The sequence below is a fragment of the Prauserella endophytica genome, assembly GCF_005146945.1.
GTDB classification, from domain to species: Bacteria; Actinomycetota; Actinomycetes; order Mycobacteriales; family Pseudonocardiaceae; genus Prauserella_A; species Prauserella_A endophytica.
The window spans coordinates 92,089-113,309 of the sequence record NZ_SWMS01000016.1 but is presented as its reverse complement, the minus strand read 5'-3'; the positions used below and the strand labels follow the sequence as shown (position 1 = coordinate 113,309).

General features: G+C 66.0%; 29 protein-coding genes and 1 tRNA gene. 7 read left to right on the top strand and 23 right to left on the bottom strand.

The window, feature by feature from the left end:
- The first annotated feature begins 78 nt into the window (after positions 1-78).
- Positions 79-152, top strand: a tRNA-Leu gene (locus tag FCN18_RS25955).
- Here the strand turns inward: FCN18_RS25955 and FCN18_RS25950 are convergent.
- The 6 genes from FCN18_RS25950 to FCN18_RS40880 all read right to left on the bottom strand — a co-directional run bounded on the left by FCN18_RS25950 (position 112) and on the right by FCN18_RS40880 (position 5,498).
- The gene (locus FCN18_RS25950) at positions 112-1,701 is read right to left on the bottom strand and encodes a recombinase family protein (RefSeq protein ID WP_228714138.1); all 1,590 of its coding nucleotides are present in this window, start codon (positions 1,699-1,701) and stop codon (positions 112-114) included. The genes FCN18_RS25955 and FCN18_RS25950 overlap by 41 nt on opposite strands.
- Before the next feature lie 225 nt (positions 1,702-1,926).
- The gene (locus FCN18_RS25945) at positions 1,927-2,172 is read right to left on the bottom strand and encodes a hypothetical protein (protein WP_137096336.1); all 246 of its coding nucleotides are present in this window, start codon (positions 2,170-2,172) and stop codon (positions 1,927-1,929) included.
- A gap of 607 nt (positions 2,173-2,779) precedes the next feature.
- Positions 2,780-3,850 (bottom strand): replication-relaxation family protein, encoded by a 1,071-nt coding sequence (locus FCN18_RS25940; protein WP_228714137.1) that lies wholly within the window; start codon positions 3,848-3,850, stop codon positions 2,780-2,782.
- A gap of 122 nt (positions 3,851-3,972) precedes the next feature.
- Positions 3,973-4,149, bottom strand: coding sequence for a hypothetical protein (locus FCN18_RS39540; RefSeq protein ID WP_170200597.1), 177 nt, complete (start codon positions 4,147-4,149; stop codon positions 3,973-3,975).
- Positions 4,150-4,625: 476 nt separating this feature from the next.
- Positions 4,626-5,180: a GNAT family N-acetyltransferase gene (locus tag FCN18_RS25935; RefSeq protein WP_137096335.1), complete on the bottom strand. Its 555-nt coding sequence runs from the start codon at positions 5,178-5,180 to the stop codon at positions 4,626-4,628.
- A gap of 45 nt (positions 5,181-5,225) precedes the next feature.
- Positions 5,226-5,498: a 2OG-Fe(II) oxygenase gene (locus tag FCN18_RS40880; protein WP_407675791.1), complete on the bottom strand. Its 273-nt coding sequence runs from the start codon at positions 5,496-5,498 to the stop codon at positions 5,226-5,228.
- A 356-nt stretch (positions 5,499-5,854) separates the two neighbouring features.
- On the opposite strand from FCN18_RS40880, the gene FCN18_RS25925 reads away from it, so the two are divergent.
- Positions 5,855-6,634, top strand: a complete 780-nt coding sequence (locus FCN18_RS25925) for a hypothetical protein (RefSeq protein ID WP_137096333.1) — start codon at positions 5,855-5,857, stop codon at positions 6,632-6,634.
- Positions 6,635-6,668: 34 nt separating this feature from the next.
- On the opposite strand, the gene FCN18_RS25920 is transcribed toward FCN18_RS25925, so the two are convergent.
- The 8 genes from FCN18_RS25920 to FCN18_RS25885 all read right to left on the bottom strand — a co-directional run bounded on the left by FCN18_RS25920 (position 6,669) and on the right by FCN18_RS25885 (position 13,194).
- Entirely contained in the window at positions 6,669-7,349 is a 681-nt protein-coding gene (locus tag FCN18_RS25920) for a hypothetical protein (RefSeq protein ID WP_137096332.1), read from the bottom strand.
- A complete protein-coding gene (locus FCN18_RS25915; protein ID WP_137096331.1) occupies positions 7,342-8,775 on the bottom strand; it encodes a methyltransferase in 1,434 nt (477 codons plus the stop codon). Before FCN18_RS25915 ends, FCN18_RS25920 begins: the two co-directional genes overlap by 8 nt.
- Positions 8,772-9,476 (bottom strand): hypothetical protein, encoded by a 705-nt coding sequence (locus FCN18_RS25910; RefSeq protein WP_137096330.1) that lies wholly within the window; start codon positions 9,474-9,476, stop codon positions 8,772-8,774. Before FCN18_RS25910 ends, FCN18_RS25915 begins: the two co-directional genes overlap by 4 nt.
- 1 nt (position 9,477) lies before the next feature.
- Positions 9,478-10,728, bottom strand: a complete 1,251-nt coding sequence (locus FCN18_RS25905) for a YcaO-like family protein (RefSeq protein ID WP_137096329.1) — start codon at positions 10,726-10,728, stop codon at positions 9,478-9,480.
- Positions 10,725-11,345 carry a TfuA-like protein gene (locus FCN18_RS25900; protein WP_158303180.1) on the bottom strand — a complete coding sequence of 207 codons (621 nt, stop codon included), beginning with the start codon at positions 11,343-11,345 and terminating at the stop codon, positions 10,725-10,727. The genes FCN18_RS25905 and FCN18_RS25900 overlap by 4 nt, the downstream gene beginning before the upstream one ends.
- A 32-nt stretch (positions 11,346-11,377) precedes the next feature.
- The gene (locus FCN18_RS25895; protein ID WP_137096327.1) at positions 11,378-12,118 is read right to left on the bottom strand and encodes a phytanoyl-CoA dioxygenase family protein; all 741 of its coding nucleotides are present in this window, start codon (positions 12,116-12,118) and stop codon (positions 11,378-11,380) included.
- On the bottom strand, positions 12,099-12,830 hold the full coding sequence (locus tag FCN18_RS25890) for an SAM-dependent methyltransferase (RefSeq protein WP_137096326.1): 732 nt from the start codon (positions 12,828-12,830) through the stop codon (positions 12,099-12,101). Before FCN18_RS25890 ends, FCN18_RS25895 begins: the two co-directional genes overlap by 20 nt.
- Positions 12,831-12,912: 82 nt before the next feature.
- On the bottom strand, positions 12,913-13,194 hold the full coding sequence (locus FCN18_RS25885) for an Os1348 family NHLP clan protein (RefSeq protein WP_137096325.1): 282 nt from the start codon (positions 13,192-13,194) through the stop codon (positions 12,913-12,915).
- Between the two features lie 343 nt (positions 13,195-13,537).
- Between FCN18_RS25885 and aspS the strand changes: the two genes are divergently transcribed.
- Positions 13,538-15,316 (top strand): aspartate--tRNA ligase, encoded by a 1,779-nt coding sequence (gene aspS, locus FCN18_RS25880; RefSeq protein WP_228714129.1) that lies wholly within the window; start codon positions 13,538-13,540, stop codon positions 15,314-15,316.
- 49 nt (positions 15,317-15,365) lie between these two features.
- Here aspS and FCN18_RS25875 read toward each other — a convergent pair whose 3' ends face one another.
- From FCN18_RS25875 to FCN18_RS25850, 7 genes are read right to left on the bottom strand one after another with little or no spacing between them, the layout of a single operon-like run.
- Positions 15,366-15,596: a helix-turn-helix transcriptional regulator gene (locus FCN18_RS25875; RefSeq protein ID WP_137096324.1), complete on the bottom strand. Its 231-nt coding sequence runs from the start codon at positions 15,594-15,596 to the stop codon at positions 15,366-15,368.
- A gap of 6 nt (positions 15,597-15,602) precedes the next feature.
- The gene (locus FCN18_RS25870; RefSeq protein WP_137096323.1) at positions 15,603-15,842 is read right to left on the bottom strand and encodes a hypothetical protein; all 240 of its coding nucleotides are present in this window, start codon (positions 15,840-15,842) and stop codon (positions 15,603-15,605) included.
- 11 nt (positions 15,843-15,853) lie between these two features.
- Positions 15,854-16,261: a hypothetical protein gene (locus FCN18_RS25865; protein WP_228714128.1), complete on the bottom strand. Its 408-nt coding sequence runs from the start codon at positions 16,259-16,261 to the stop codon at positions 15,854-15,856.
- Positions 16,262-16,312: 51 nt separating this feature from the next.
- Positions 16,313-16,549 carry a hypothetical protein gene (locus tag FCN18_RS25860; protein ID WP_137096322.1) on the bottom strand — a complete coding sequence of 79 codons (237 nt, stop codon included), beginning with the start codon at positions 16,547-16,549 and terminating at the stop codon, positions 16,313-16,315.
- Positions 16,546-16,908, bottom strand: a complete 363-nt coding sequence (locus FCN18_RS25855; RefSeq protein ID WP_137096321.1) for a hypothetical protein — start codon at positions 16,906-16,908, stop codon at positions 16,546-16,548. Before FCN18_RS25855 ends, FCN18_RS25860 begins: the two co-directional genes overlap by 4 nt.
- On the bottom strand, positions 16,905-17,042 hold the full coding sequence (locus tag FCN18_RS39535) for a hypothetical protein (RefSeq protein WP_170200599.1): 138 nt from the start codon (positions 17,040-17,042) through the stop codon (positions 16,905-16,907). Before FCN18_RS39535 ends, FCN18_RS25855 begins: the two co-directional genes overlap by 4 nt.
- Positions 17,039-17,299 (bottom strand): hypothetical protein, encoded by a 261-nt coding sequence (locus FCN18_RS25850; RefSeq protein WP_137096320.1) that lies wholly within the window; start codon positions 17,297-17,299, stop codon positions 17,039-17,041. Before FCN18_RS25850 ends, FCN18_RS39535 begins: the two co-directional genes overlap by 4 nt.
- A 304-nt stretch (positions 17,300-17,603) precedes the next feature.
- Between FCN18_RS25850 and FCN18_RS25845 the strand changes: the two genes are divergently transcribed.
- The 4 genes from FCN18_RS25845 (at position 17,604) to FCN18_RS25830 (ending at position 19,980) form a co-directional block, all read left to right on the top strand.
- Positions 17,604-18,470, top strand: coding sequence for a helix-turn-helix domain-containing protein (locus FCN18_RS25845; RefSeq protein WP_137096319.1), 867 nt, complete (start codon positions 17,604-17,606; stop codon positions 18,468-18,470).
- 1 nt (position 18,471) lies between these two features.
- On the top strand, positions 18,472-18,828 hold the full coding sequence (locus tag FCN18_RS25840) for a DUF397 domain-containing protein (protein WP_137096318.1): 357 nt from the start codon (positions 18,472-18,474) through the stop codon (positions 18,826-18,828).
- A 24-nt stretch (positions 18,829-18,852) separates the two neighbouring features.
- Entirely contained in the window at positions 18,853-19,245 is a 393-nt protein-coding gene (locus FCN18_RS25835) for a hypothetical protein (protein ID WP_137096317.1), read from the top strand.
- A 75-nt stretch (positions 19,246-19,320) separates the two neighbouring features.
- On the top strand, positions 19,321-19,980 hold the full coding sequence (locus tag FCN18_RS25830; RefSeq protein ID WP_137096316.1) for a hypothetical protein: 660 nt from the start codon (positions 19,321-19,323) through the stop codon (positions 19,978-19,980).
- A gap of 35 nt (positions 19,981-20,015) precedes the next feature.
- Here FCN18_RS25830 and FCN18_RS25825 read toward each other — a convergent pair whose 3' ends face one another.
- A complete protein-coding gene (locus tag FCN18_RS25825; protein WP_228714127.1) occupies positions 20,016-20,570 on the bottom strand; it encodes a hypothetical protein in 555 nt (184 codons plus the stop codon).
- Positions 20,571-20,608: 38 nt separating this feature from the next.
- Entirely contained in the window at positions 20,609-21,085 is a 477-nt protein-coding gene (locus FCN18_RS25820) for a hypothetical protein (RefSeq protein ID WP_137096315.1), read from the bottom strand.
- Positions 21,086-21,221 lie beyond the last annotated feature (136 nt).

Sequence of the window (21,221 nt, the reverse complement as noted above, 5' to 3'; positions counted from 1 at the left end):
CTAGATCACGCCGACCGGGCACTTCTCACGGGCACGCCGAGCGGAGCGCCGAAGGCGGGCGGCTAGGCTGCATCCGTCGGGCCCGTAGCCCAATTGGCAGAGGCACACGGTTTAGGTCCGTGCCAGTGTGGGTTCGAGTCCCACCGGGCCCACCGATTTAGTCATTGTGCGAACCACTCCTTTCGGGGCCGTTTCCGCTGGTAGGGCGGGGGCGGTCCCGTCGTTGTTGCGGGGTTGGGGGATGCGGAAGACCGGGATGAGCCGGTCGGGGCCGGTGATGGTGACCTTGGCGACCAGGGCTTCCACGAGGCCCTTGATCTGGTTGTGGCTGCCGCTGGTGATGATCTCGGCGATGTGGTCGGCCACCGCCACCAGGGTAGCGGGCTCGGGCGCGGTGGGTGCGTCGTCGAGGGCGAGGGTGAGTTCGTCGCGGCGGACGCGGAGTTGCTTGGTCTTGGCGCGTAGTTCGGTGAGCCGGTCGGCGACGAGTTCTTCGTCCATGGTGCCGCGCTCGAACGCGGTCAGGTAGCGGTCGATGGCTTGGCCGGTCTTGGTGATCTCGTTCTCGACCGTGGCGAGTTCGGCGTTCCGGTCGGCGTTGGCCGCCTGGTGCTGGGTCTGTTCGTGGGCGATGGCGTCCGCGATGAGGTCATGCCGGGTGCGGTAGAAGCCGGCCAGGGCGTCCAGGACGGCCACGTCCACGGCGTCGGCGTTGAGGCGCTTGAAGTCGCACTTGCTGGCGTCGTAGCGGGCGAGGTTCCAGCAGGTGTAGTAGCGGTAGGTGCGGTTGCGGCCGGTGGCGCGGGTGCCGATCATGGCTTTGCGGCACTTCGGGCAGCGCAGGCGGCCGGTGAGTACGTAGTCGGAGCCGGACGCGGCGCGGTGGGCGTGGGATTCGCCGCGTGCGTCGAGGATGGCTTGGGCCTGCTCCCAGGCGGTGAGGTCGATGATGGGTGCGTGGGTGTCGGTCACGGTGGTCTCCCGGAACGTGAGTTCGCCGAGGTAGACGCGGTTGTTCAGGGCGCGGATGACTTGGTAGCCGGACCACTTGCCGCCGGAGCTGGTGCGGTGGCCTCGGTCGTTGAGGACTTTGGCGATGGCGCGGGACCCGAGCCGGTCCTTGGTGTACAGGTCGAAGATCAACCTGACAATCACGGCCTCGTGCTCGTCCACGACCAGCGTGTGGGTGGTCTTGTCGACCAGGTAGCCGAAGGGGCGTTTGCCGCCCTTCCACTTTCCCTTGGCGTGCTTGCGTTCCATCCCGGCGATGACGCGGTCGATGATCGTGTCGCGCTCGAACTGGGCGAACATGCCGAGCATCTGGACCAGCATCCGGCCCATCGGGGTGGAGGTGTCGAAGGGCTCGGTGGCGCTGCGGAACACGACCCCGGCGGAGTCGAGTTCGTCGAGGAGCATGACCATGTCCCGCAGGTTGCGGGAGAACCGGTCGACTCGGTAGACGAGCAGCACGTCGATCAGCCCGGCGCGGGCGGCGGCGAGTGCTCGTTGCAGTCCGTCGCGTTCGGTGGTGGCGCCGGAGGCGTCGTCGGGGAAGCGTGCCACGAGCCGCCAGCCGGGCTGGGAGCCGATGTAGGCGTCCAGACGGGTGTCCTGGGCTTCGATGGAGTAGGGCTGGTGCTCGTCGTCGGTGGAGCGCCGCACGTAAATCCCCACCCGAACATCGTCGCCGAGCGTGGTCATCGCGGCTTTCTTGCTGCGTTGCGCGGTCGTGGATCGCGCCATTATCCGACCCCCTTGGTTCGGTATTTCCGCGTGCCCTGCAGTAGCCGTTCCGGGCTACTACAGGGCGACTATGCGGCTACTAGATCACTACTAGCGTGGAATTAAAACCGCAGCTCACGGGCGGTGTCACGATGGTTCCATTATCCCTCGCCGGGCGTGGAAAGGGAAGCGGAATACCGTGTACTATGCGGCTTTTTCGTGGCCCTCCTTCGTGTTTTCCTGGGTGTTGCGCCACTGTGTGATGAGGGTGGCCAGGGTGGTGACGGCGAGATCGTATTGCTGGGTGGTCATCGGTTCGGTGTCGATCCGCTCCACGCGCCAGGTGTCCTGTGTGGCTGATCGCGTGGCGCGGAACGGGAGCACGGTGGCGTCATCGCCGCCGCTGTCCTGTTCGTGGTCGTGTTCGTGGTCGGGTGTGTGCTGGGGCATGGTGCACCTCGGGTGCCCGCGAGCCCGCACGGGGCGGGAGGTCGCGGGCGGCTGTCGGGCGGTCACTGGGCAACCGTCGATCAGCAGGACCCGCCGGCCCTCTGGTCACCAGCACCCCGGAAGCCTCCACACAGGAGGGTTCGTGGTGGGGGTGATGGCCGCGCCGCTACACGCGATTCAAGAACCGGCCGGGTCTGAACTGCTCCAACCATTGTGCCGCTTCGACTCCCCGACTGCCGTAGCACCCGTCGGGGCCAGCGATCACCGGTCGACTGAACCCTTCCCACTGTCCACCCGAGACACTCGCCGAGACCGCCGCCGGGACCGCGAGACTTGGTGCGAGACTGGGTGTCTCGCCGGTCTCACCTGCGGTCTCGGTGTCTCGTCTCGACCTGTCTCGGCGTCCCGGTGTGGTCTCACCAGACGCGAGACCACGGTGGACAGCTCGACGTACAACGGGTTCAGATTTCCGTGCTGCGCAAAAGCGACGGTCCGGAACCAGCGAACCGGTGCGGCCGTCGTCGCTGTCGTTCTCACGGGTCACGTCATCAATGCCACCTCCTCCGGGCAGGCGAAAGCGTGCGGGAACCCTTGCGGGGAGAGGGTTTCAGGCGGCCCACCGTGGCCGCTGCGCGTCCGGCCGCGCCGGGGTGACCGGCGCGCGGTACACGTCGTCATCGTCCGCGTCGTCGTAGAGCGTCACGTCGTCGAGGTCGTCATCGTCGTCCGCATAGCCCGCCGAATCGGCTGGTTCGGGCTGGGATGTGTCGATGCGACGCGACATCTCCCGGTCGTCCGGGTCGAACGCCGCCTCGTTCAACGGCTGGTCGGTGTTCGAGGCGCTGTGCTCGACGGAGGGGCCACGTCGGGGCAATTCGGCCAACCGGTACCGGCGCGGCACGCCGTCGCCGCTCTGCGGCGTCCACAGGCCCCAGACCGGCCCCGCCGGGCCGTCGGCGTGGCCGAAGGTGTTGCCGTCGCGGGCCGCGGTGGCGATCACGAACCCAGGATCTCCACCGCCGAGGGCGCGGCGCAACGCCGCCCGCAGGGCAATCTCCCGCCGGGCCGAGTGCACCGAGAACAGCAGGACGCCGAAGGCGTCGGTCGGGAAGGCGGCGTAGTCGTCGAGCTTGCCCGTGACCTTCGCCAGCGATTCGGTGCCGGTGTCGTGTTCGAGGAAGAACCGCACCGTCCGGCCGTGCTCTTCCCAGCAGCCGTAGCCGTCCGGGCGCAGCCGGGTTTCCCGACCGCCGCCCTGGTACTTCCAGAAGAACTCGGTGCAGCGGCGTTCGGACCACCACTGCGTCAGGCCGCTCACCTCACCGTCGCGGCCAGCCTCACGCAGCCGGGCCGGATTGCGGTACGCGGCCAGGCCGCAGAAGAATTCGTTCACGCCGAGTTGGTGATCCAGCTTCGGCCACAACGCGAGCCGTTCCAGGCTCTCGGTGTACGCCTTCGGCGCAGGCGGGCGCTCCGCGCGCTGCGCCGCGATCAGCCGCGCGCCGAGGTAGCCCAGCGCGTAGCGCGTCTGGCTCGTCCCGCCGCGCTGGAAGGACTCGCGGAACGCGAACACCACGCCCAGCTCGCGTAGGTGCCGCAGCCGGTCCTGTGCTCGGCGCACTGACAGGAACTCGATCGCGGCGATCTGGTTGGTGGTCAGCACCTTGTGCTCGGCCAGCAGGACAAGCAGGCGTCGGTCCCGGTCGACCAGGCGGAACCACAGGCCCGCGTCCGGTTCCCCGGCCCGCCGGCCGCCGCGCCCCGCGCGCCCCCGATGTGTGGATGAGTGAGGATCATTCCTCAGTCGGCCTTCCACGCTCTTCCGCCGATACCACCGCTGACCAGCGGGTTTAGTAGCAGCAGCCTCGGCGTTTGGGGTGGCGGATTCAGAACGCCGAGGCTGCGCTGACCCAGACGCGGAACGAGACGCCACCCCATCCGCACCCACCACACCACGACCACCAGCACGGTCAGCACCGTCCACCATGATCACCACCACCTTCCATCCAGAGCGGCCAGGAGTGCCCCAGCACCCCTCAACTCCGGATTTCGGCCCCAAAATTGACAGCGGTGATCAAAAATTTGCAGAACCGTGCTCTCGCTGTAACCAGCCGCGCGGTGATCGCGTCCCGTCGATGTTCGGCGAGTGGTGACCATGATCGGCCGTCCCTTCCATCGTGCCAGAAACCCCCTGCACTACTGAAGGCCGATTTTCGGGTCGATTTTGGACACCAAGCGCCCGACTGAGACCAGGCTGTTACCTCAGCCCGCCCGCCGCCGTGCGGGCCGCAACGAGCATCGGGCCGCCGTGCGCGGCCATCGCGCTCACGACGCGCTCCTGGCTGTATCTCCAGATGTCGGGCGACGCGCTCGACCGATCCATACGGTCGTTGAGCTGCGGGAACCGGTGAACCATGCGCGGCCGGTGACCAGGCCAGCCATAGGTGGCCCGCTCACTGGCCGTTCGGTGGCCCGCCGACTGGGCCAGTGACAGACCGGGTGCCGACAGGCTCGGTTGGAACCTCGAAGAACAGCCGATCGCCGCGTTGATCGACCAGCCGCCCGCCGTTGGCTTCGATGACCCGCCTGCTGGCCGGATTGCTGGTGCTGGTGGACAGCAACGCCGGATTGATCCCCAGCCGATGCGCCACCGGGAGCGCGGCGGCCAGCATCGGCGTCGCGTGCCCGCGTCTCCGCGCTGTGGGGCGAACGTCGTAGCCGATGTGGCCCGACTCCATCAGGTTCCCGGATAGCTTGTGCCACACGGAAATCCGTCCCAGGTACTCGGACCCGGCAACCCACCATAGGAGAGTCATATCCGGTAGCCGAGGCAGGCCCGCTCGGCGAACGGGGTCACGGCGGAGCTGGTCAACATAGCGGGTGAACGCGTCCACCGTGCCGATGTCGAGATCGTCAAAATCCGGGTAACCACCCTCGGCCCGGTACTCCTCGACCGCCGCCAGGTACGACGCATGAACCAGCGTCGTTGGCTTGATCAACTCCGCCATCGTTGTGTGTCCGTTTGTTTCGTCGCTATCACGGCGCGCAACCAGTCATGTGCGATAGAAGTTCGTCACCACCGTGATTCTGTTTCCAGCGGTAAGAGGTTCGACTGAATGAACTTGATCACCAGCTATTATTACCAGTTGATCTGCCCCTGGGTGCACCCGAGTACGTACTTGTCCCGCCGAATCGTGCAATGCGAGCGCGCCACCAGTCGCGTTCTCAACCTCGGCGTAGTATAGCGACGTCGCGACAGGATTTCGTCCCTGCGCTTCGTCCTTGTGTGCCCACTGAGTTGGTGGCTCTTCAGTGTTTCCTTCCATTCGGACAGGGAAAACCTGCGGCATTAGAGTTGTCGCGTCGGGGAGCAAGTCTGGTATCGATCGGTGTATTTCGTCATAAATAAGGCTGGCCATCAGTGTCGATAGTTGCATCATCTCGGGTCGCTTGTGCATCGCTGAACTCGCCAGCTGCCACATGCGGCCGAACGTGGTACGGCCGAGCCGGTCGGACCGTTCCCATTCCAGGCTTGGTGAACTGAGCAATCGAAGTACATCAGACCGCCGAGTTTCGCCGAGAAATTTGGCGACTTCATGGAGGATCATCACACTCACGCTCCTGTCGCTTGCTGCTTGGTCGGGTACGGGCGGGCGGCTGCGGTCATCTATCGTCACCGGGCATGGGCCGCTTGTACCTGGTTGCCGACCGACTCGGCTGGCATCGTCCCGTCCATCGGCGTGACATGAGCTTTGACTGCGTCGGCGCCAGCCGTAGTCGTGACGTCATCGAGTGGACCTCGACGTTCGATGTCAGGCAACATGCCAACGTGGTTCAGCAGTGGATGTCGGGGATAGGTGATGTTCCGCTGTCTGATGAGTGGATACCGGCCGAGTGGTTGTTGCGGGTTTGGGACAGTCCCGCGATGGCAGCAGCCGAGAGTAGCGGCATTGGCATGCGGACAAGGTTGTTCGAGATTGACGCGGAGCCCGTCTTGCTGGCACGTTCCATACCGGTCGTCATTCCTGATCTTGGCCTCGCGGGTGTCGATCGATTCCAGGTTGTCCGAGAAGTACCTAACTGGTGGCTCCTGGGGCCGTGCGGACGCGAAGTCCTGGCGCTTCTCGTCCAATTTCAGTCTATAGAAATTGATTTCAGTGAACAGCTCCCGCCGTCCGGTTCGGAGTTGGCTTCCTTGCGAATGCGTGCGTTTGACTTGATTGATGCGGCGCGGCGAGTCGGGGCATATGCTCTGGCGCGCGCCGTGATCGGCGAGAAAGGTGGCCGGTTCACGGAATTCCACCAGTTGGCATTCGGGGCGGCGGTCGGCTTGGTCCTTAAGGATGTCTGGCCAGAGGCGCCGCGCCTGTACCAACCCTGGGTACAGCGCTACGGCTTGCCCGACCTGGGCACCATCATGCGCCATGACGACCTCCCATACCCCGTCGCCTGGAAGTGGTGATGCCGCGTCGCCGGACGTGGGGCCGCGATAGGTGTCAACCATCGACGACAAGTCTTCCGTCGCGATGCGTCACGGTCTGCCCGTGAGCTAACGCCACGATGAGGGCAGCGTGTTCCTCCGCTAGTTCACTGGGCCTGCCGTTGGATGTGGTCTTCAGTGCGGCGGCAAGCACGGCGGCACCGAAACCGCCGAGACCAAGGCGGGCGCGCCGTGACTGCGCGGTCGCGGTTTCTGCGACACAGTCCAGAATCCTTTGACGTCGGTCGCCCGCCAGGTTGCGTCGGATCGCTCGGGCAAGGGCATCCGCCCCCGCTTGTGCTTCATCCGCGTCGTTGACGATCACGGCCTTCGTTTGTGCTTGGGCGTCGGTGAGCACCGTTTGCCATGTCGGCAAAGGAACGCTCCACAGCAACTCACTCGCCAGGGTTACCGAACGCAATGCCGTGAAGACCGCCATCAGGCTGCTCATGTCCGCAAGGCGCTGCATCGCGCTGGCGTGCTCGCCGCGCAACAGAGCGTGCACCACTGAATGGGCCTCGGTCAGCCTTGAGCGGGTTCGGTCGTCTGCCGTGACGATGCTGCTGTCGTCCCAGGAAACGGAGACAGGTCGGCCGCTCGGGTTCCACAGGGCGAGCAGGGCGTCGCGGGTGCCGAGAGCGCGTTCCAGTTCGGCATCCGACTCGCGGACATGGCCGGCTTCGCCTCCGTCAGTCATCTGCGCCTCCGATGAGGAGACCGAGTTCATAGAGTCGCCGCCGCATGGTCACGATGACCTCCGTTGTCGGCTCTGAGGTGGTTGGCGCCGTTCCGGTCGCGATCGCGTTCAGCAACCGTGGACCGCACTCCACGGCGAACCGCATCCCACGAGTGGAACAGAGGAGCTGTTCGCGGACGGTAGGCGTCCCGTCCGTTCCGATCTTGCCGACGGATTCGATCTCGTGGTCGGGGTGTGGCGTGAGGTCTTCGGGAATGCGTCCGCGATGGGTGCGATCGAGCGCCGACGTGATGTCGCGAAGCTGACCCCGGTCGAACTCTTGACCTTGCAGCGTGACTTGTTCTGTTCGGAACCAGGGTTGTCGTTCCCGAGCGGGCGTGAAAACGACGACACCGTAGGCGAGTTCACCGATTCCTTGCTCCCGGTAGAAGTCCAGCCAGCGCCGCGCGGCTTGGTGAATCTGGTCAGGTTCGCGGCGATGGACGTTCCACCGCAGAGCGTCGTCCGGTCCGCTGCGAACTGCGTACACGAACACGACTGCGTTGCACCCGGTCCGGCGGGCGATGCTTCTGATTTCGCGCGCCGGGTCGCCGGGGTTGGAGATGCCCCAACTGGTGAGGCACACCAATAGCCCGTCGTGAGTAAGACGGGCGGGGGCTTCGCTCAGCACGCGTGTGCCGACATGTGCCGATTCGGGCGGGCCGTCCCGGTAGACAACCGATCTCTCTGGCGATACGAGGTACGGTGGGTTGCTCACGATCAGGTTGAAGGGTTCATCGTCGTCGATGCCGCTCACTACGTCCGCGATGTCGAACCGGGTGTTCGTGATCTCGTTGAGGGCTGCGTTGAACTGGGCGAAAGCGGTGGCACGGGGCGAGACATCGACACCGAGGACCGTGTCCGAGTGGCGGGCGAGTTGCAACGCGTGCACGCCGGAGCCAGTGCCGATGTCGAGGCTTCGGCCTACGGTCTCGCGTGGGATCAGGCGCGCGAGGGTCTCCGTTGGGCGATGCGGGCTCTCGACGGCGTCCGGCTTGACCTCGGCTGAGTCTTCGTTGTGAAGATCCGCGGCAAGCAGCAGATCGTGAAATGGTGTCAGCCTTACCAGTGGATGCAGAACGTCACCAGCATGCTCGACCAGGCGGGTATTGGTCAGCGTGTCGACGAGTTCCGCGGCGAGTTGCGGTGTGTCGCTCAGGCGGATCGGCTGTCCGAGGAGCAGCAACCGGATCAACGCGCCCTGGGTGTCCTGTTGGCCCAGGGCGATTCGGGCAAGGCCGAGCGCGTGGCCAGCCGGGGGCAGTGGGGAGGTTGCTGGCACGGCAAGACGATCTCGAATCGCGGCTTCGTTATACCGGACCGCCGCGAGTTCCGCGCGAAGATGTGGCAAACGCCCGCCGTGACAAGGCGCTGGAGTGGCCGTCATGATCGGCCACCGTGATCACGCGGAAGCTGCTCTATGGTTTGGGTGGCTGGTGGTGCGACCAGATGGAACCAGCCGATCACTTGCCCCTTGTGGACTTCGACGACCGCGCCGCCGCGTGGTGCGCGGGCGATAATGTTCAGGGCGGCGATTCCGTACGTGTGTCCGTCGAGTTCGCGGCTTCGTCCAGGGACGAAGTACTCCATGCCGGCCATCACATCGAGTTGATCCGAGGCGATTGTCGGGTCGTCCACAAGCTGCCGGTTCGGGATGGGGCCTTGATAGAGCATGTGCCCCTTGGGGAAGTAGATCAGTATGCCTGTGCTGATCTTGACGTACTCAGAACCGGCGATCCAGCTTGCCACGAAGCCAGACTCGGTGCCGTGCCACGGGTCGCCACCAACCCGGACGCGACCGTAAGCGCTGCTGTCGGGCTGGAAGTCACGCCATTTCAGTCCCGGCTCCTCCCGTTGGATGGTGATCCGGCCCGGTGCGCGTACGACGTGGCCGAACCGTGAGAGCACCCGCACCGGTCCGCAGTCGGCTGGGCGAACCTCGCGGCCCGAGACGGTGTATGCACGCTGCAGTTCCGTCCCGCGCAGCCTGTCAGAGCCAGCGGGACGGTGCCCATAGGACAGCTCCAGGGGCTCGGGCGGGTAGGCGCCGGCGTCCTTCGACTTGATGTTGTCGAACGCCCAGTACATGTCAGGACCTACTCACCGCTGCGCGTAGCCGTGGGCCGAAGCTGGACCACCCGCCTGTGACGTGCCATGTCTCGGCGTCGGGCACGACCACCCGCACTACCGAGATACCGGGCCAGCCAGGGAACTCCACGTAGGCTACGTCCGGGAGTCCCGCGTCAGCGCAGCGGTTCACCAGGCTGTCGAGTCCGGGCTCAACGTTGCGCTCCTGGTAGGCGATCGGCTGTGTACCTGGCGTCGCCAGCCAGTGGCGTTCGGGAACGTGGTCCAGGCGCTGCTTTTCCGGCTCGTGCCGATCTTCTCGCGCGCCTTGCAGGTCGGTGGCGCGAGTCTGCGCCAGCTCCAGCAGAGCGGCCTCCGCAGCGGCTACGTTGCTCGGCCGGACGGCATATCCAGCGCAGCCAAGATGGCGCGTGAAGTCGGCTTCCTGGACAGCGGCGACACCAAACGCGGGCAGGTCGAAGTCGTTCGGCAGCATCTTGAGGACAAGATCCAGGCCAGCCGCCTCGTAGAAGCGCATGATCTCCAGCGTGCTGTCGGGGAGACTGTCGCGGTCGATGGTGACGGCAAGGTCGACGTTGTCTTCGTAGCGTCCGAGTGCGGAACCGGCAAGGCCGAAACGCTCCGCGATCGTGGCCAGAAAGCGGAACCCGAGATGGGAGGCGCGGACTTCGGCACAGGAAATGACGTCCCGCTCGATGACCTCAGCCAAGCCGTGCGCCAGCGCGTCTTCCAGGCAGAACGCCGCCGCCAGCCCGTTGGAGGTCGACAGCAGGAAGGGGCTTGCCGCAAGGCCGGCGGGTCTGCGCCCGTTGAAGCACACATCGGCGGGCACCATCACACGTCCACGGTCTCCGGTGAGCTTGGTGGCCTCGACCCACACCTGGAGATCCTCGGCCTGCACACTGTCGCGGCGGCGGTAGGTGAACCGGTCGGGACCCCACACCTCGTGCGACCGTCGCAAGACGTCCGGTGTTTCGATGACCCAGCGCGCCTCGGCGGGCCACAACGCTCCGCTGCGTTCGAGACATTCCATGATCGCGGTCACTCGCGCTTGGGATTGACTTCGCCCTTTGCCGCTGTAGACCCAGATCACATCGGTGGTGGCCGGTTTGGTCGCGCTGGCGGTCGGCACGCCTGGAGTGTCCATGCCGGTGGTGTCGGCGAGGCGGCTGATGCCGAACTCGTCAAGGCGGGAAACGAGCTGCTGTTCCCAGGCTTCCCACTGCTCATGGGATGGGCGACTGCCGCTCATTGCGCCAGCACCGATGTGATGAGCTGCCGCACGAGCGCCGTGGCATCCTGGCGCTTGACATCACTGCGCAGCAGGCGGTCGATGATCGACGCGTTCAGTCCTGCTGACGTCGCCAGACTGGCGCACAGGCGGCTCGTCCGGTGCTCAAAATGCACTGCCCGCAGGCCGTCGATGAGGAATTCGGCCTGAGACTGTGTCGCACGGCCAGCGGTGATGAGCTGATCAAGCCCGAAGCGGATATTGGCCAGGAACAGGCCCGTGGCCTCGTTGGTGCGCGGGTCCAGTGTCGCCACCAGTTCGTCGTCGTAGGTAATGGTGCGGTCCACCACGCGGTCGTATACCCAACCGAAGCCACGCATGCCGTGGTTACGCAACTCCGCCGCACGCAAGGCGCCAAGGCTGGAACACCCCCACACCTCGTGACCTCGGGCGATCAGATTGAACACCTCGGTGGGCGACGGAGGGTGTTGCCGGACGAGGTAGCCGTCCACGAGCACGACCGTGATCGTTGGGTCCAGATCCAGCTCGTCGAGATCGCCACGGCGCGCTGGCGGACGCCACATCACGACGTCCGAGTCCGGGCGAACGCGCTGGGGCAACGACGGGCCGGCGAACACGACAGCTCGTAACTCCCGACCACTCTGCAACGTCATTCAGCGCGCCAGGGGTCGATCTGCTGGCGGTATGGCGAGCGCCGGAAGTTCAACGCGAACGCCGCGCGGGGACTTGTTCCCCGCATGGGTCCTGAGCGGTGCACCGCGTAGGAATGGTGTACCACCGCGCCGCCCGCGGGCACTGGTGCTGAGTGGAACTCGAAGCCGGAATCGTCAACGAGTTCCGCGCCGAAGTTTTGCACGTCGGACACCCGATGCTTGAGCAATTCCCCGACCGTTGGTTGGGGGTTCGCGTACTGCAGGACTCCGTCGTCCTCGGTGACATCCGTGAGTGCGATCCAGAACGTAATCGCCAGTTCGTCGCCGAAATGGTCACGGTAGAAGATCTGGTCCTGGTGGGGTGGCGTGGCTTCGGATGTCGCGGCCGGTTTGGCGAAGTACTCGGTCAGGAAGGGAACACAGCGCGATTCCAGTAGTGCCTCGGCCAGGTGCTGCAACTCCGGCAGGCGAGTCAGATCGAACAGCAGGTCACTGTGGCGGTCGAGGTAGTGCATGCTCAGCACGTGGCCGTCGATGTCGCGCGAGATCACCGTGCCTTCCGGCTGCCCGTACAGCTCGCTCGACAGCCTGTCGGCCTCGTGCCGGAGGGCGTCCAGCAGCGCCGGGTGAGCGAACGTCGGGAGCACCGTGTGGCCAGCCGTGCGGAGCTGATGCCGGATTCCGCCGAGATCGCCATGTTCGGGCAGACGGAGGTCGTCAGTCTTTGGCTGGTACATACAGCGTCGGCCTCCTCCACAGCTCCAAGTCGGTCGTCGCGAGGTCGCGAAGGGGAAGTTCGGTGATGGAGCTGGCCTCCAGGATGTGCGCAGACGACCACACAACCTGGACCCGGTGATCGGCGCCGTACAGGGGCGCCAGCAGGTCGATCAGCGGGCGCAACACGTCCTGATCGGGATCGCCGCTGATGACGGACCGGTTCAGCGTTGAGGCGAGCTGGAACAGCAACAGCGGGACCTGGGGATTCGGTGCCCAGCCAGCCTTCAGCAACGTGGTGGTATCGAAGATCTGAACCCCGTAGCCGTAGTCGATACGCAAGTCGCACAGGAGGGTGTCGAATGAACTCACGGCCGGTAGCACGGACACCCTCAGGTCGTGGTGCTCAGCCAGGTCGAGGGTGTATTCAGTCGCGCTGACCAGGAACAACGGGTGTCCGTGGACCAGGAACGCGACAGGCGCCGAGTCCAGGGCTGACTCAACCAGACGACGCGAGATCTCGTGGTACACGTCGTCGCGGACGGTCTGGCCGGTGTATAGGGGAGCCAGATCCTCGACTTCGGCGCAGTGCTCGCGAACCGACTCGATCACGCTCTGATCGGAGTGGAGCACGAACACGCGCTGGCACGCGCGTAGCGCCTGCACCGTCTCGACGGTGAAGTGCAAGGTTCCCTTGATGCCGCTGCCGAGCAGATAGATGGAGGTCTTGCGCACCTACAGCTGTCCCTTGTTCGATGGTCCCGGACACGAACGACCGGGCAGCGCGGACACCCACGCTCCCCGGTCGTCAGGGAAGTCAGATGGCAGGCTCGACGTCCTCGCCGGTCCAGAACTTGTTGCCGTTGTCCATCAGGAACGCCCGGAAACGCCGCACATCGACGCCCCACTCTTCGAGCGCCACGCGGCGCATGGTGCTCAACGCCGTCTTTTCGTCGTCAGTCAGGTCGGAGTCCTTGAGCGCAGCCTCGGGGTCGGCGAGCAGCAGCTCGCGGAACTCGATGTCCTCGGCCGCACGGGACAGCACCGCCTCGACGCGCTGCTTGGCCTCAGCGTCGAGCTGCGGAACAGACGATGTCACGAGATACCTCCTGAGCGTAATCCGGGCACTGTGTGCAACTACCTAACCTATCGGGGGATACAGCGGGGTCTACAGGTGCAGATGGGTGACCAGTAGTGAGCGCAGAGTGTTTGCTGCTGGGCCAAGTGGATGATTTCTTACACTGACGTGTGATCCATGGCACTGACATGCTGGGAGCTGTCGGGGTGGCTGGCCAGCCGTCCAAGCGGGATCGGTGCTCTGTGCCAGGGCATGCAGCGCGCCGCCGGGGAGCCGGTCAACCTGGTCACGGTACGCTGCGAGAGCCCTGGTCAGGTGGGCGGCTATCGTCGATGGCCCGCCTATATGCCGACAATCTGGATGGATGATGCATCGATACAGGTCCCACACGTGCGGCGAGCTGCGTACCACGGACGTCGACACCGACGTCCGCCTCTCGGGGTGGCTGCACAACCGGCGAGATCTCGGTGGCGTCATCTTCGTTGATCTTCGGGACAACTCCGGCATCGTCCAGCTCGTGGTCCGATCGGACTCGGCGGCGTACGAGCCCCTGAGTGACTTGCCCAAGGAAACCGTCATCCGCGCCGACGGGCGTGTGCTGAAGCGCCTGGCAGAGAACGTCAATCCGGAGCTGCCGACGGGTGAGATCGAGGTTCAGGTCAGCGAGATCGAGGTGCTGGGCAGCTGCGACCCGTTGCCGTTCAGTGTCTTCCCCGAAGAGAAGGTGAATGAGGAGACGCGGCTCACCTACCGCTTCCTCGACCTGCGCCGCCAGAGGATGCATCGCAACATCCTGCTGCGTTCCGCCGTCATCGCCAGCATCCGGCAGAAGATGACCGACCGGGGCTTCCTCGATCTGCAAACTCCCATCCTGTCAGCGACAAGCCCCGAAGGTGCCCGCGACTTCCTTGTTCCGTCGCGTCTGCACGCGGGGAAGTTTTACGCATTGCCGCAGGCCCCTCAGCAGTTCAAGCAGCTGTTGATGGTCTCCGGCTTCGATCGTTACTTCCAGATCGCGCCGTGCTTCCGCGATGAGGACAGCCGTGCCGATCGCTCGCCCGGCGAGTTTTACCAGCTTGACGTTGAGATGAGCTTCGCCGAGCAGGAAGACGTCTTCCAGGTCATCGAGCAGGTATTCGTCGAGCTGTTCACCGAGTTCGCGCCGGATCGGGAAACCACCTCACCGTTCCCGCGCATCGCCTACCGGGACGCACTGGCTCGCTATGGCACCGACAAGCCTGACCTACGCGCCAAGCTCGAACTGGTCGACGTCTCCCACCTGTTCCGCGACAGCGAGTTCCGGGCGTTCGCGGGCAAGCACGTTCGGGCGTTGCCGGTGCCGGGTTGCAGCGACAAACCGCGGTCGTTCTTCGACCAACTGGGGGCGTTCGCGGTCGAGCGCGGCGCCCAGGGCCTGGCTTGGGTGCGGATCGACGACAACGGCCAGTTCACTGGCCCGATTGCCAAGTTCCTCACCGAGAACGTCGCACAGCAACTGATCGCCGAAGTCAAGGGAGAACCCGGCACGGCCGTGTTCTTCGGGGCCGGCGACGAAACCGATGTCGCCAAGGTGATGAGTGAGGTCCGTGTCGAAGCCGCGAAGCGCGCCGACCTCTTCGAGGCGAACGCGTACCGGTTCTGCTGGATCGTCGACTTCCCGATGTACGAGCGGAATGACGACGGTGCGATCGAGTTCAGCCACAACCCCTTCTCGATGCCGCAGGGCGGCCTCGAAGCCCTCAAGACACAGGACCCCTTGGAGATCCTCGCCTGGCAGTACGACATCGTCTGCAACGGGGTGGAGCTGTCCTCCGGTGCGGTCCGTAACCACAGCCCGGAAATCATGTACGAGGCATTCCGCATCGCGGGGTATCCCAAGGAACAAGTCGACCGGGAGTTCGGCGGCATGGTCCGCGCCTTCCACTACGGAGCCCCACCACACGCTGGTGTCGCGCCCGGCGTCGACCGCATCGTCATGTTGCTCGCGGACGAACCCAACATCCGGGAAACGATTGCCTTCCCCCTCAACCAGAACGCCCAGGATCTGCTCATGGGAGCGCCCACCGAAGTAAGCGAAGATCGACTCAAGGAACTCCACCTGAGCGTGCGGAAACCACCGTCAAAGGGAAGTCAGGCTCGGTGAGCGGGCTACCTCGCTCAATTCTGGCGACCTGAACGTCGGCCGATACCGCTCAGGCCACGTCTGCTCCAACTGACTGTGGCCTGAGCATGCCGTCCAGTTGCTCCAAGGTGATCCCGAGCTTGTGTGCGAGGTCGGGGCGTTGCCAGGGTTGGGGTTGCTGTTTGCCGCGTTCCCAGCGGCCGATCGTGGTGCGATCGACGCCCAGGGCCTCGGCCAGCCCTTCTTGGGTATATCCGGCGATGACGCGCCGGTTCGCCAGCGGGCGCGATGATCGGGCCACGGTTCTTCACTCCTTGTGGTGGCCGTGACGGGCCAGGTTCGCGGTCGGCATGGGGCCGGTGATCCGTTCGCAGTCGTGGCAGTTCAGGTAGGGCAAGGGGCTGCCGGTCCAGGGGAGTGTGGGTGCGCCGCACGCTGCCCACAGCACGATCAGGCCGTTGAAGTCGGTGACGTTCTGGGTGTCGGGGATGGCGTGCAGCAGTGGCCGGAACAGGCCCGGCAGCCACGGCACGCCATCCGCTGACACCCGCGTCCGTTTCAGGCGGCTTCGTCGTCCTCGGCGGTGGTGGCCGCGTCCGGGTTGAACCACACCAGCCGAGCCCGGATGTGGCTGCCGAACTTGAATAGGCGCAGTGCGTTTTCCGGTGCTTGCAGGCTCATCCGCCGTGTGCGTCCGACCGAGACGACTTCGGCGTGGTCGTCGAAGGCCATGCCCCACGCGACGATTCGGCCGTCGACACGCTCGCCGTACTCCTGTACGACGGCGAACAGCCGGGGTGCTTCGTCGGCGACCATCTCTTCCAAGATCGCCGCGAACTCCGGTTCCTCGCACACCGGCGGCAGCTCGGCGGGATCGGGCACGAACGCGTCCAGCGGATGCGCCTGTTTCCGGTGGTCGCGGTCGAGTTGGCGGGGTTGCGGGCCGCGAGTGAGTGCTGTGGTCATCGGGTTGCCTCCATCCGTAACGGTTTTCCGGAGTTGTAGGGGCGGCGCGCGTCAGCCGTCGGTTTGCCAGCGCTGCTCGTCGGGGACGTGGGTGCCGTAGAGCACGAGGCAGGCGGGGCAGAACACGCGCGGCACGGTGCGCTCGGCATGGCGAGCCGGGACCGAGTGGTCGCACAGGGCCTGGTAGAACGTGCGCGCCGGGTCGTTGACCTGAGCCGTGGGGAAGGCGTGCCAGGTGGCGTCGTAGGCCGACATCAGCCAGTCCACTGCGGGCAGAAGGAGGTTCATCCGCCACCTCCCGGCTCGTCGGAGGCGTCGGGCGCGGCGTACGGGCGCGGCAGGTCGCCGGAGGGCTGGTCAGCGCTGGTGAGCAGCCAGTTCAGGGCGTTGACGGCGTGGCCGGAGTGGTGCTCGATCACCGGGCCGTGCTCGGCAGGACGCCGGTAGTCGAAGGTGGCTTCGGCGCGGATGGCGTGGGCGAGTCCGTTGGGGCGCAGCGCGAGGTATTCCACGTATCCGGCGCGCACCCGCCACAGGCGGGTGCCGATCAGCGCGCCGTCGTCGGCCACATCGGGCAGAGGGCGGAACCCGGCGGCGTGCAGACGTCGGCCCAGCTCGCGAGCGGTACGCGCGGATAGCGGGCTCACGGCTGCCGCTCCTGGCGAGCGCGGCGGGCGGCAATGTGGCCGTCAACCCGCGCGTGATACAGCGCGGCCACCAACCGAACGACGAACACCGTGGCCGCGATGACCAACACGATGACCTGCGCGGTGGGACTCATGCGGTGGCCCGCACGGTTGGGACGGCGTGCTGGTGGTCCTCGCGCGTGGTGGGGTCGTCCAGCGCGAACACGACATCGCGCAGAGCCGCGCGCAGGCGACCGGCCTGCAAGGGTTCCAGGACGGCGACCTCGCCGGACGGGAAGACCAGCGCCACCCGGTCATCGTCGGTGGGCAGTACGAGGATTTCCCGGCGTCGGCCGGCGACATCCCGGCACGCCGCCACCCACTGACTGGGCTTGCGTCGCGTTCGCCACATGACCGCTCTCCGCTCGCCGCACCGACCCGCGGTGGCAGGTCGGCTGGTGGTACCGGCGAAGCCGGGCCAGGTCGGGGGTCCGGCCCGGCCCCGCCGGGGCTTGGGCGTCGGACAGGCGCAACACGACCGCTTACCTGCGTGTTAGCGCTCCGTCCGGCGCGTGTACCGTCCTTCAATGTCGGCACCACTGTAACCTAGCTTGTATATATACAACACTCCATACACCCATCGGGTGGGTCTGCTGTTATCGGCATCGATGGGTGCAACACTGTGTGCGACCTGGCTGGCATACGGGAGGACATCAGTGGCCGACCACCGCGCGGACCCGTCCGCATTGCGCTTCCTGATCGGGCACGACCTGAAGGTCACCCGTGAGCGCGCCAACCTGAAGCAGACCGAAGCGGCCAAGGTGCTCGGCTGTAGCCAAGCAAAGATCAACTACTTGGAGAGCGGCAAGACGCAGCAGAAACCCGACGAGGTCACCGCGCTGCTCCGGGCCTACGACGCGGACGTGGAGCACGTGGACCGCATGGCGTCGTTGGCGGCGCGTGCCGATCAGGGCACCTGGTGGGCACCGTTCAGCGACGTGCTGCCCAACTGGTTCAAGATCTTCGTCGGGCTCGAAGGGCTCGCCGCCGCCGAGTTCTCCTACGAGTCGCTGTTGCTGCCCGGCCAACTCCAGACGCCCGACTACGCCGCCGGACTGCTGGTGGGCAACCTCCGCGTCCCGCCGATGGACGCCCCACAGGTCGTCCGCGCCCGGATGGCGCGGCAGCGGCTCACCGACGACACCAACCCGCTGCGGTTCCGCGCCGTCATCGAGCAGTACGTCCTTGACCGCGTTGTCGGCGGCCCGCAGGTCATGCGGGCGCAACTGGAACATCTACTCACCCTGATGCAGCGCGACAACGTCGAACTGCACGTCATGCCGGTCAGCGTTGCCGTCCATGACGGGCTCGACGGGGACTTCCTGCTGCTGGACTTCGACGAAGCCCAGAGCATCGGCTACATCGAGTACCCCACCGGAGCCATCTACGTCCAGGACCAAGATCAAGTCGGGGCGTATACTTTGTCAGCGGACCGGCTGTGTGACGCCGCGCTGTCGGTGTCCGATACCGCCGACGCCATCACCGCGCGCATCGAGACCTTGGCAACCAACTCGGAGGACTGAGATGACCCCCGCCGACCGCCTTGCGTGGCGGACCTCCACCCGCAGCAGCAACGGCGAGAACTGCGTCGAGGTCGCCCCGGCAGCCGAGGGCGTGGTTATCCGGCACAGCAAGCACCCTGCCGCAGGCACGATCGCCTTCCCTCACCACGCCTGGACGGCCTTCATCCGCGACGCCTCCGAAGACCGCCCCACCAGCGCAAACGGGGTCGCCTCCATCACCAAGATCGGCACCGACACACTCGTCACGTCGCTCATCACCGATGTCGAATTGCGCTTCGACGAAGGCGAGTGGTCGGCCTTCCTCGCCGGAGTCGCCGACGGCGAGTTCGACTTCACCACCCAACTCGCTATCGCCTGACCACAACCGGGGGAAGGCAACGCAATGCCGGTACGACAGCGGCCGATCGGCGCGCTGCTCGACTTGGTGTTCGGCAACGCCCGCGTTCCTGGTGGCGGGCCACGGTGGATCACCCTTCCGCCGTGGCCCTGGTTCTGCCACTATTGCGACACCAACGCCCAGGGCGGCGACAGCCCTTTCGCAGACTTCGCATCCGCTCGGATTCAGCGCACTCGTATAGGTCGCCGAATCGTCTGGCATCCCTATGAATGGCGACACGACCTCGAAGATCTCGGTCTTACCCAGGATGAGCGAGATCGGGCGCAAGCCGCTGTCCGCCATCACGTCAGCGGCCCCGGCGCAGCGGTTACCTGGGACATCCAGCGGCAGAAACTCCAGATCGTGCGGGCACCCCAGATCGACTGGCGCAAAGCCTGACCGCAGCCGAGATCAACGCGGCCCGCGGCCCGTAGTGGCTGCTAGTTTCGCAGTATGCGACCGGACCATGTTCCCATGCCGCGCGCTGTCGCAGCGCGGCCTCGCGATCAGCGTGGGTACCCGGTACCGGCGATCACCCCGTGGCAAGACGAAGTGCCGCAGTTCGCCGAACTCAGCGCTCAGCGCATGTTCTTGTGTGCGGTACAAGGGCGTTGCACGGTGTGCGGGCTGCCGCTCGGTGACGAACCGGTGTGGCGTGTGGTCGACCACGAGAACGCCGAACTGGTTGCCGCCGCACTAACCGCGGGCACGTCACTGATCAACGAAGCACCAGCGTTCGAGGGACCAGCACACCGGGCTTGTGCGCTCTACAGCGCGGCCGTGTGCCCCTACCTGGCGGGGCCGACCGCCCGCCGTAGCCAGGCCGTCTCCATTCCGAACCTGGTCATCATCGACAAGGGCGAGGCGCGCGGACCAGCCGGGGCCGTGGTGGCCTTCGACGGCTGCCGTGCCGAGTTGGCCCATGGCAAGCTGGCGTTCTTCTACGGACAACCGGTGGACATGATCGAATATCAGCGCGGTGATGATCTCCTCGATTCCCTTGCAGCAGCAGTGCGAGGCGAACCGGACGACCTTCCGCGGGCACCCGCCTGGCTACGCGATGACGAAGGCGCTGCGCAGCAGGCGTTCGAGGCTGAAGTACAGAAGATCACGCGACAGGCGAAGCCCCGCTAACCACACCTGTGGCGGGTGCCGCGCCCGGTGCCCGGCTACGTGCTGCGGTAAGGCTTGTAGGGCAGTACATGCGGGTCGCGGGGCGGCGCGACGAGGTTGTCCCCTGGCCAGAAGGGGCCTTCCGCGGCGAACCGCCGCACGTGGCCGGTCAGCTCGTCCAGGTGCTGTTGCCGCTCGACCGGGCCGGCCTGGGAGCGGGAGCCGTCCGGGTGGTGCAGCTCGTGCACGGTGTTCGGGCCACCGCCCACCAGGATGGCCGTGAGCTGGGGCAGGCCCATCGGCATCGCGTCGCAGCCCTGGTGTCGGGCGATGTGCACCACCGCGTTGACGGCCCGTTCCCAGTCGGCGACCAGCGGCCACAACTGTCCGCCGTCCAGCTCGAAGGTCAGCGTGGACAGCGGTACCACACCGCCCGGCGTGCGGCCGGGGAACTCGGTCAGGCACCGGTACATCCGGCCGCCGTCCGGCTGTGGCACCGCCGGGTGCAGCAAGGTCAGGGCGTGCACGATCGTCGCGTTGATCGGCACCGGGTGCTGCGGGGACTGGTACGGCTCGTGCAGGGCGAGCAGATACACGTCCTGGATCGTCACATGCTCCCTTTCCATCGCGGCTGAGGTGGGGCGGACCATCAGGCGTAGGGCTCGACGGAAATGCTGTAGACATGCCCGCGCCAGGACCGATCCACTGGCAAGGCACGGACGGCGTACTGGTAGGTGGGCAGACCCAACTCGTTGGCACGGGCGATCAGCGCGCGGACATCGCCCAAGGTCAGCACGTGTGCCGACAGCCGACGACCCCAACGGCGCCACTCCACCTCGGGGCCGGTGGGCTTCTGCGTGACGCTCGTGCGTTTCTCCGAGTCGCTGGGGCTGGCCTCGCCCGAGTTCGCGGGCGGCAAGGTCGGCGAATCGTCGCTGTCGGTATCGCGCGCGTCTTCGACCACGGTCTCTAGGCGTTTCACTTTGCCGTCCCAGCCGGCAAAGCACCGGACAGGCGTCGTGTCGGGGAAGTGCAACGCCGTGGCGCTGTCGGCGAACTCACTCAGTTCATGGAAGTGGAAGATGGTCCGGTCGGGGCGCCTGGCCTGCGTCACGTTGTGCGTCACGACCACCACGATAGGCACTCGCCCCGACACAGCGTGTGGCCCCTCTGTGGATCACCCGACTGGCCGAGCCGGGGGTGCCGTTCGGCGCGCTGCCACGCTGGCATGATCGGCCACCGCGAGCCTGACGACGAGCGAA

Coding starts and splice junctions, on each gene's coding strand:
- FCN18_RS25950 (WP_228714138.1), bottom strand. CDS start 1,701: ATGACCACGCTCGGCGACGATGTTCGGGTGGGGATTTACGTGCGGCGC.
- FCN18_RS25945 (WP_137096336.1), bottom strand. CDS start 2,172: ATGCCCCAGCACACACCCGACCACGAACACGACCACGAACAGGACAGC.
- FCN18_RS25935 (WP_137096335.1), bottom strand. CDS start 5,180: ATGGCGGAGTTGATCAAGCCAACGACGCTGGTTCATGCGTCGTACCTG.
- FCN18_RS40880 (WP_407675791.1), bottom strand. CDS start 5,498: ATGGAAGGAAACACTGAAGAGCCACCAACTCAGTGGGCACACAAGGAC.
- FCN18_RS25925 (WP_137096333.1), top strand. CDS start 5,855: ATGGGCCGCTTGTACCTGGTTGCCGACCGACTCGGCTGGCATCGTCCC.
- FCN18_RS25920 (WP_137096332.1), bottom strand. CDS start 7,349: ATGACTGACGGAGGCGAAGCCGGCCATGTCCGCGAGTCGGATGCCGAA.
- FCN18_RS25915 (WP_137096331.1), bottom strand. CDS start 8,775: ATGACGGCCACTCCAGCGCCTTGTCACGGCGGGCGTTTGCCACATCTT.
- FCN18_RS25910 (WP_137096330.1), bottom strand. CDS start 9,476: ATGTACTGGGCGTTCGACAACATCAAGTCGAAGGACGCCGGCGCCTAC.
- FCN18_RS25905 (WP_137096329.1), bottom strand. CDS start 10,728: ATGAGCGGCAGTCGCCCATCCCATGAGCAGTGGGAAGCCTGGGAACAG.
- FCN18_RS25895 (WP_137096327.1), bottom strand. CDS start 12,118: ATGTACCAGCCAAAGACTGACGACCTCCGTCTGCCCGAACATGGCGAT.
- aspS (WP_228714129.1), top strand. CDS start 13,538: ATGATGCATCGATACAGGTCCCACACGTGCGGCGAGCTGCGTACCACG.
- FCN18_RS25865 (WP_228714128.1), bottom strand. CDS start 16,261: ATGACCACAGCACTCACTCGCGGCCCGCAACCCCGCCAACTCGACCGC.
- FCN18_RS25860 (WP_137096322.1), bottom strand. CDS start 16,549: ATGAACCTCCTTCTGCCCGCAGTGGACTGGCTGATGTCGGCCTACGAC.
- FCN18_RS39535 (WP_170200599.1), bottom strand. CDS start 17,042: ATGAGTCCCACCGCGCAGGTCATCGTGTTGGTCATCGCGGCCACGGTG.
- FCN18_RS25850 (WP_137096320.1), bottom strand. CDS start 17,299: ATGTGGCGAACGCGACGCAAGCCCAGTCAGTGGGTGGCGGCGTGCCGG.
- FCN18_RS25840 (WP_137096318.1), top strand. CDS start 18,472: ATGACCCCCGCCGACCGCCTTGCGTGGCGGACCTCCACCCGCAGCAGC.
- FCN18_RS25835 (WP_137096317.1), top strand. CDS start 18,853: ATGCCGGTACGACAGCGGCCGATCGGCGCGCTGCTCGACTTGGTGTTC.
- FCN18_RS25830 (WP_137096316.1), top strand. CDS start 19,321: ATGCCGCGCGCTGTCGCAGCGCGGCCTCGCGATCAGCGTGGGTACCCG.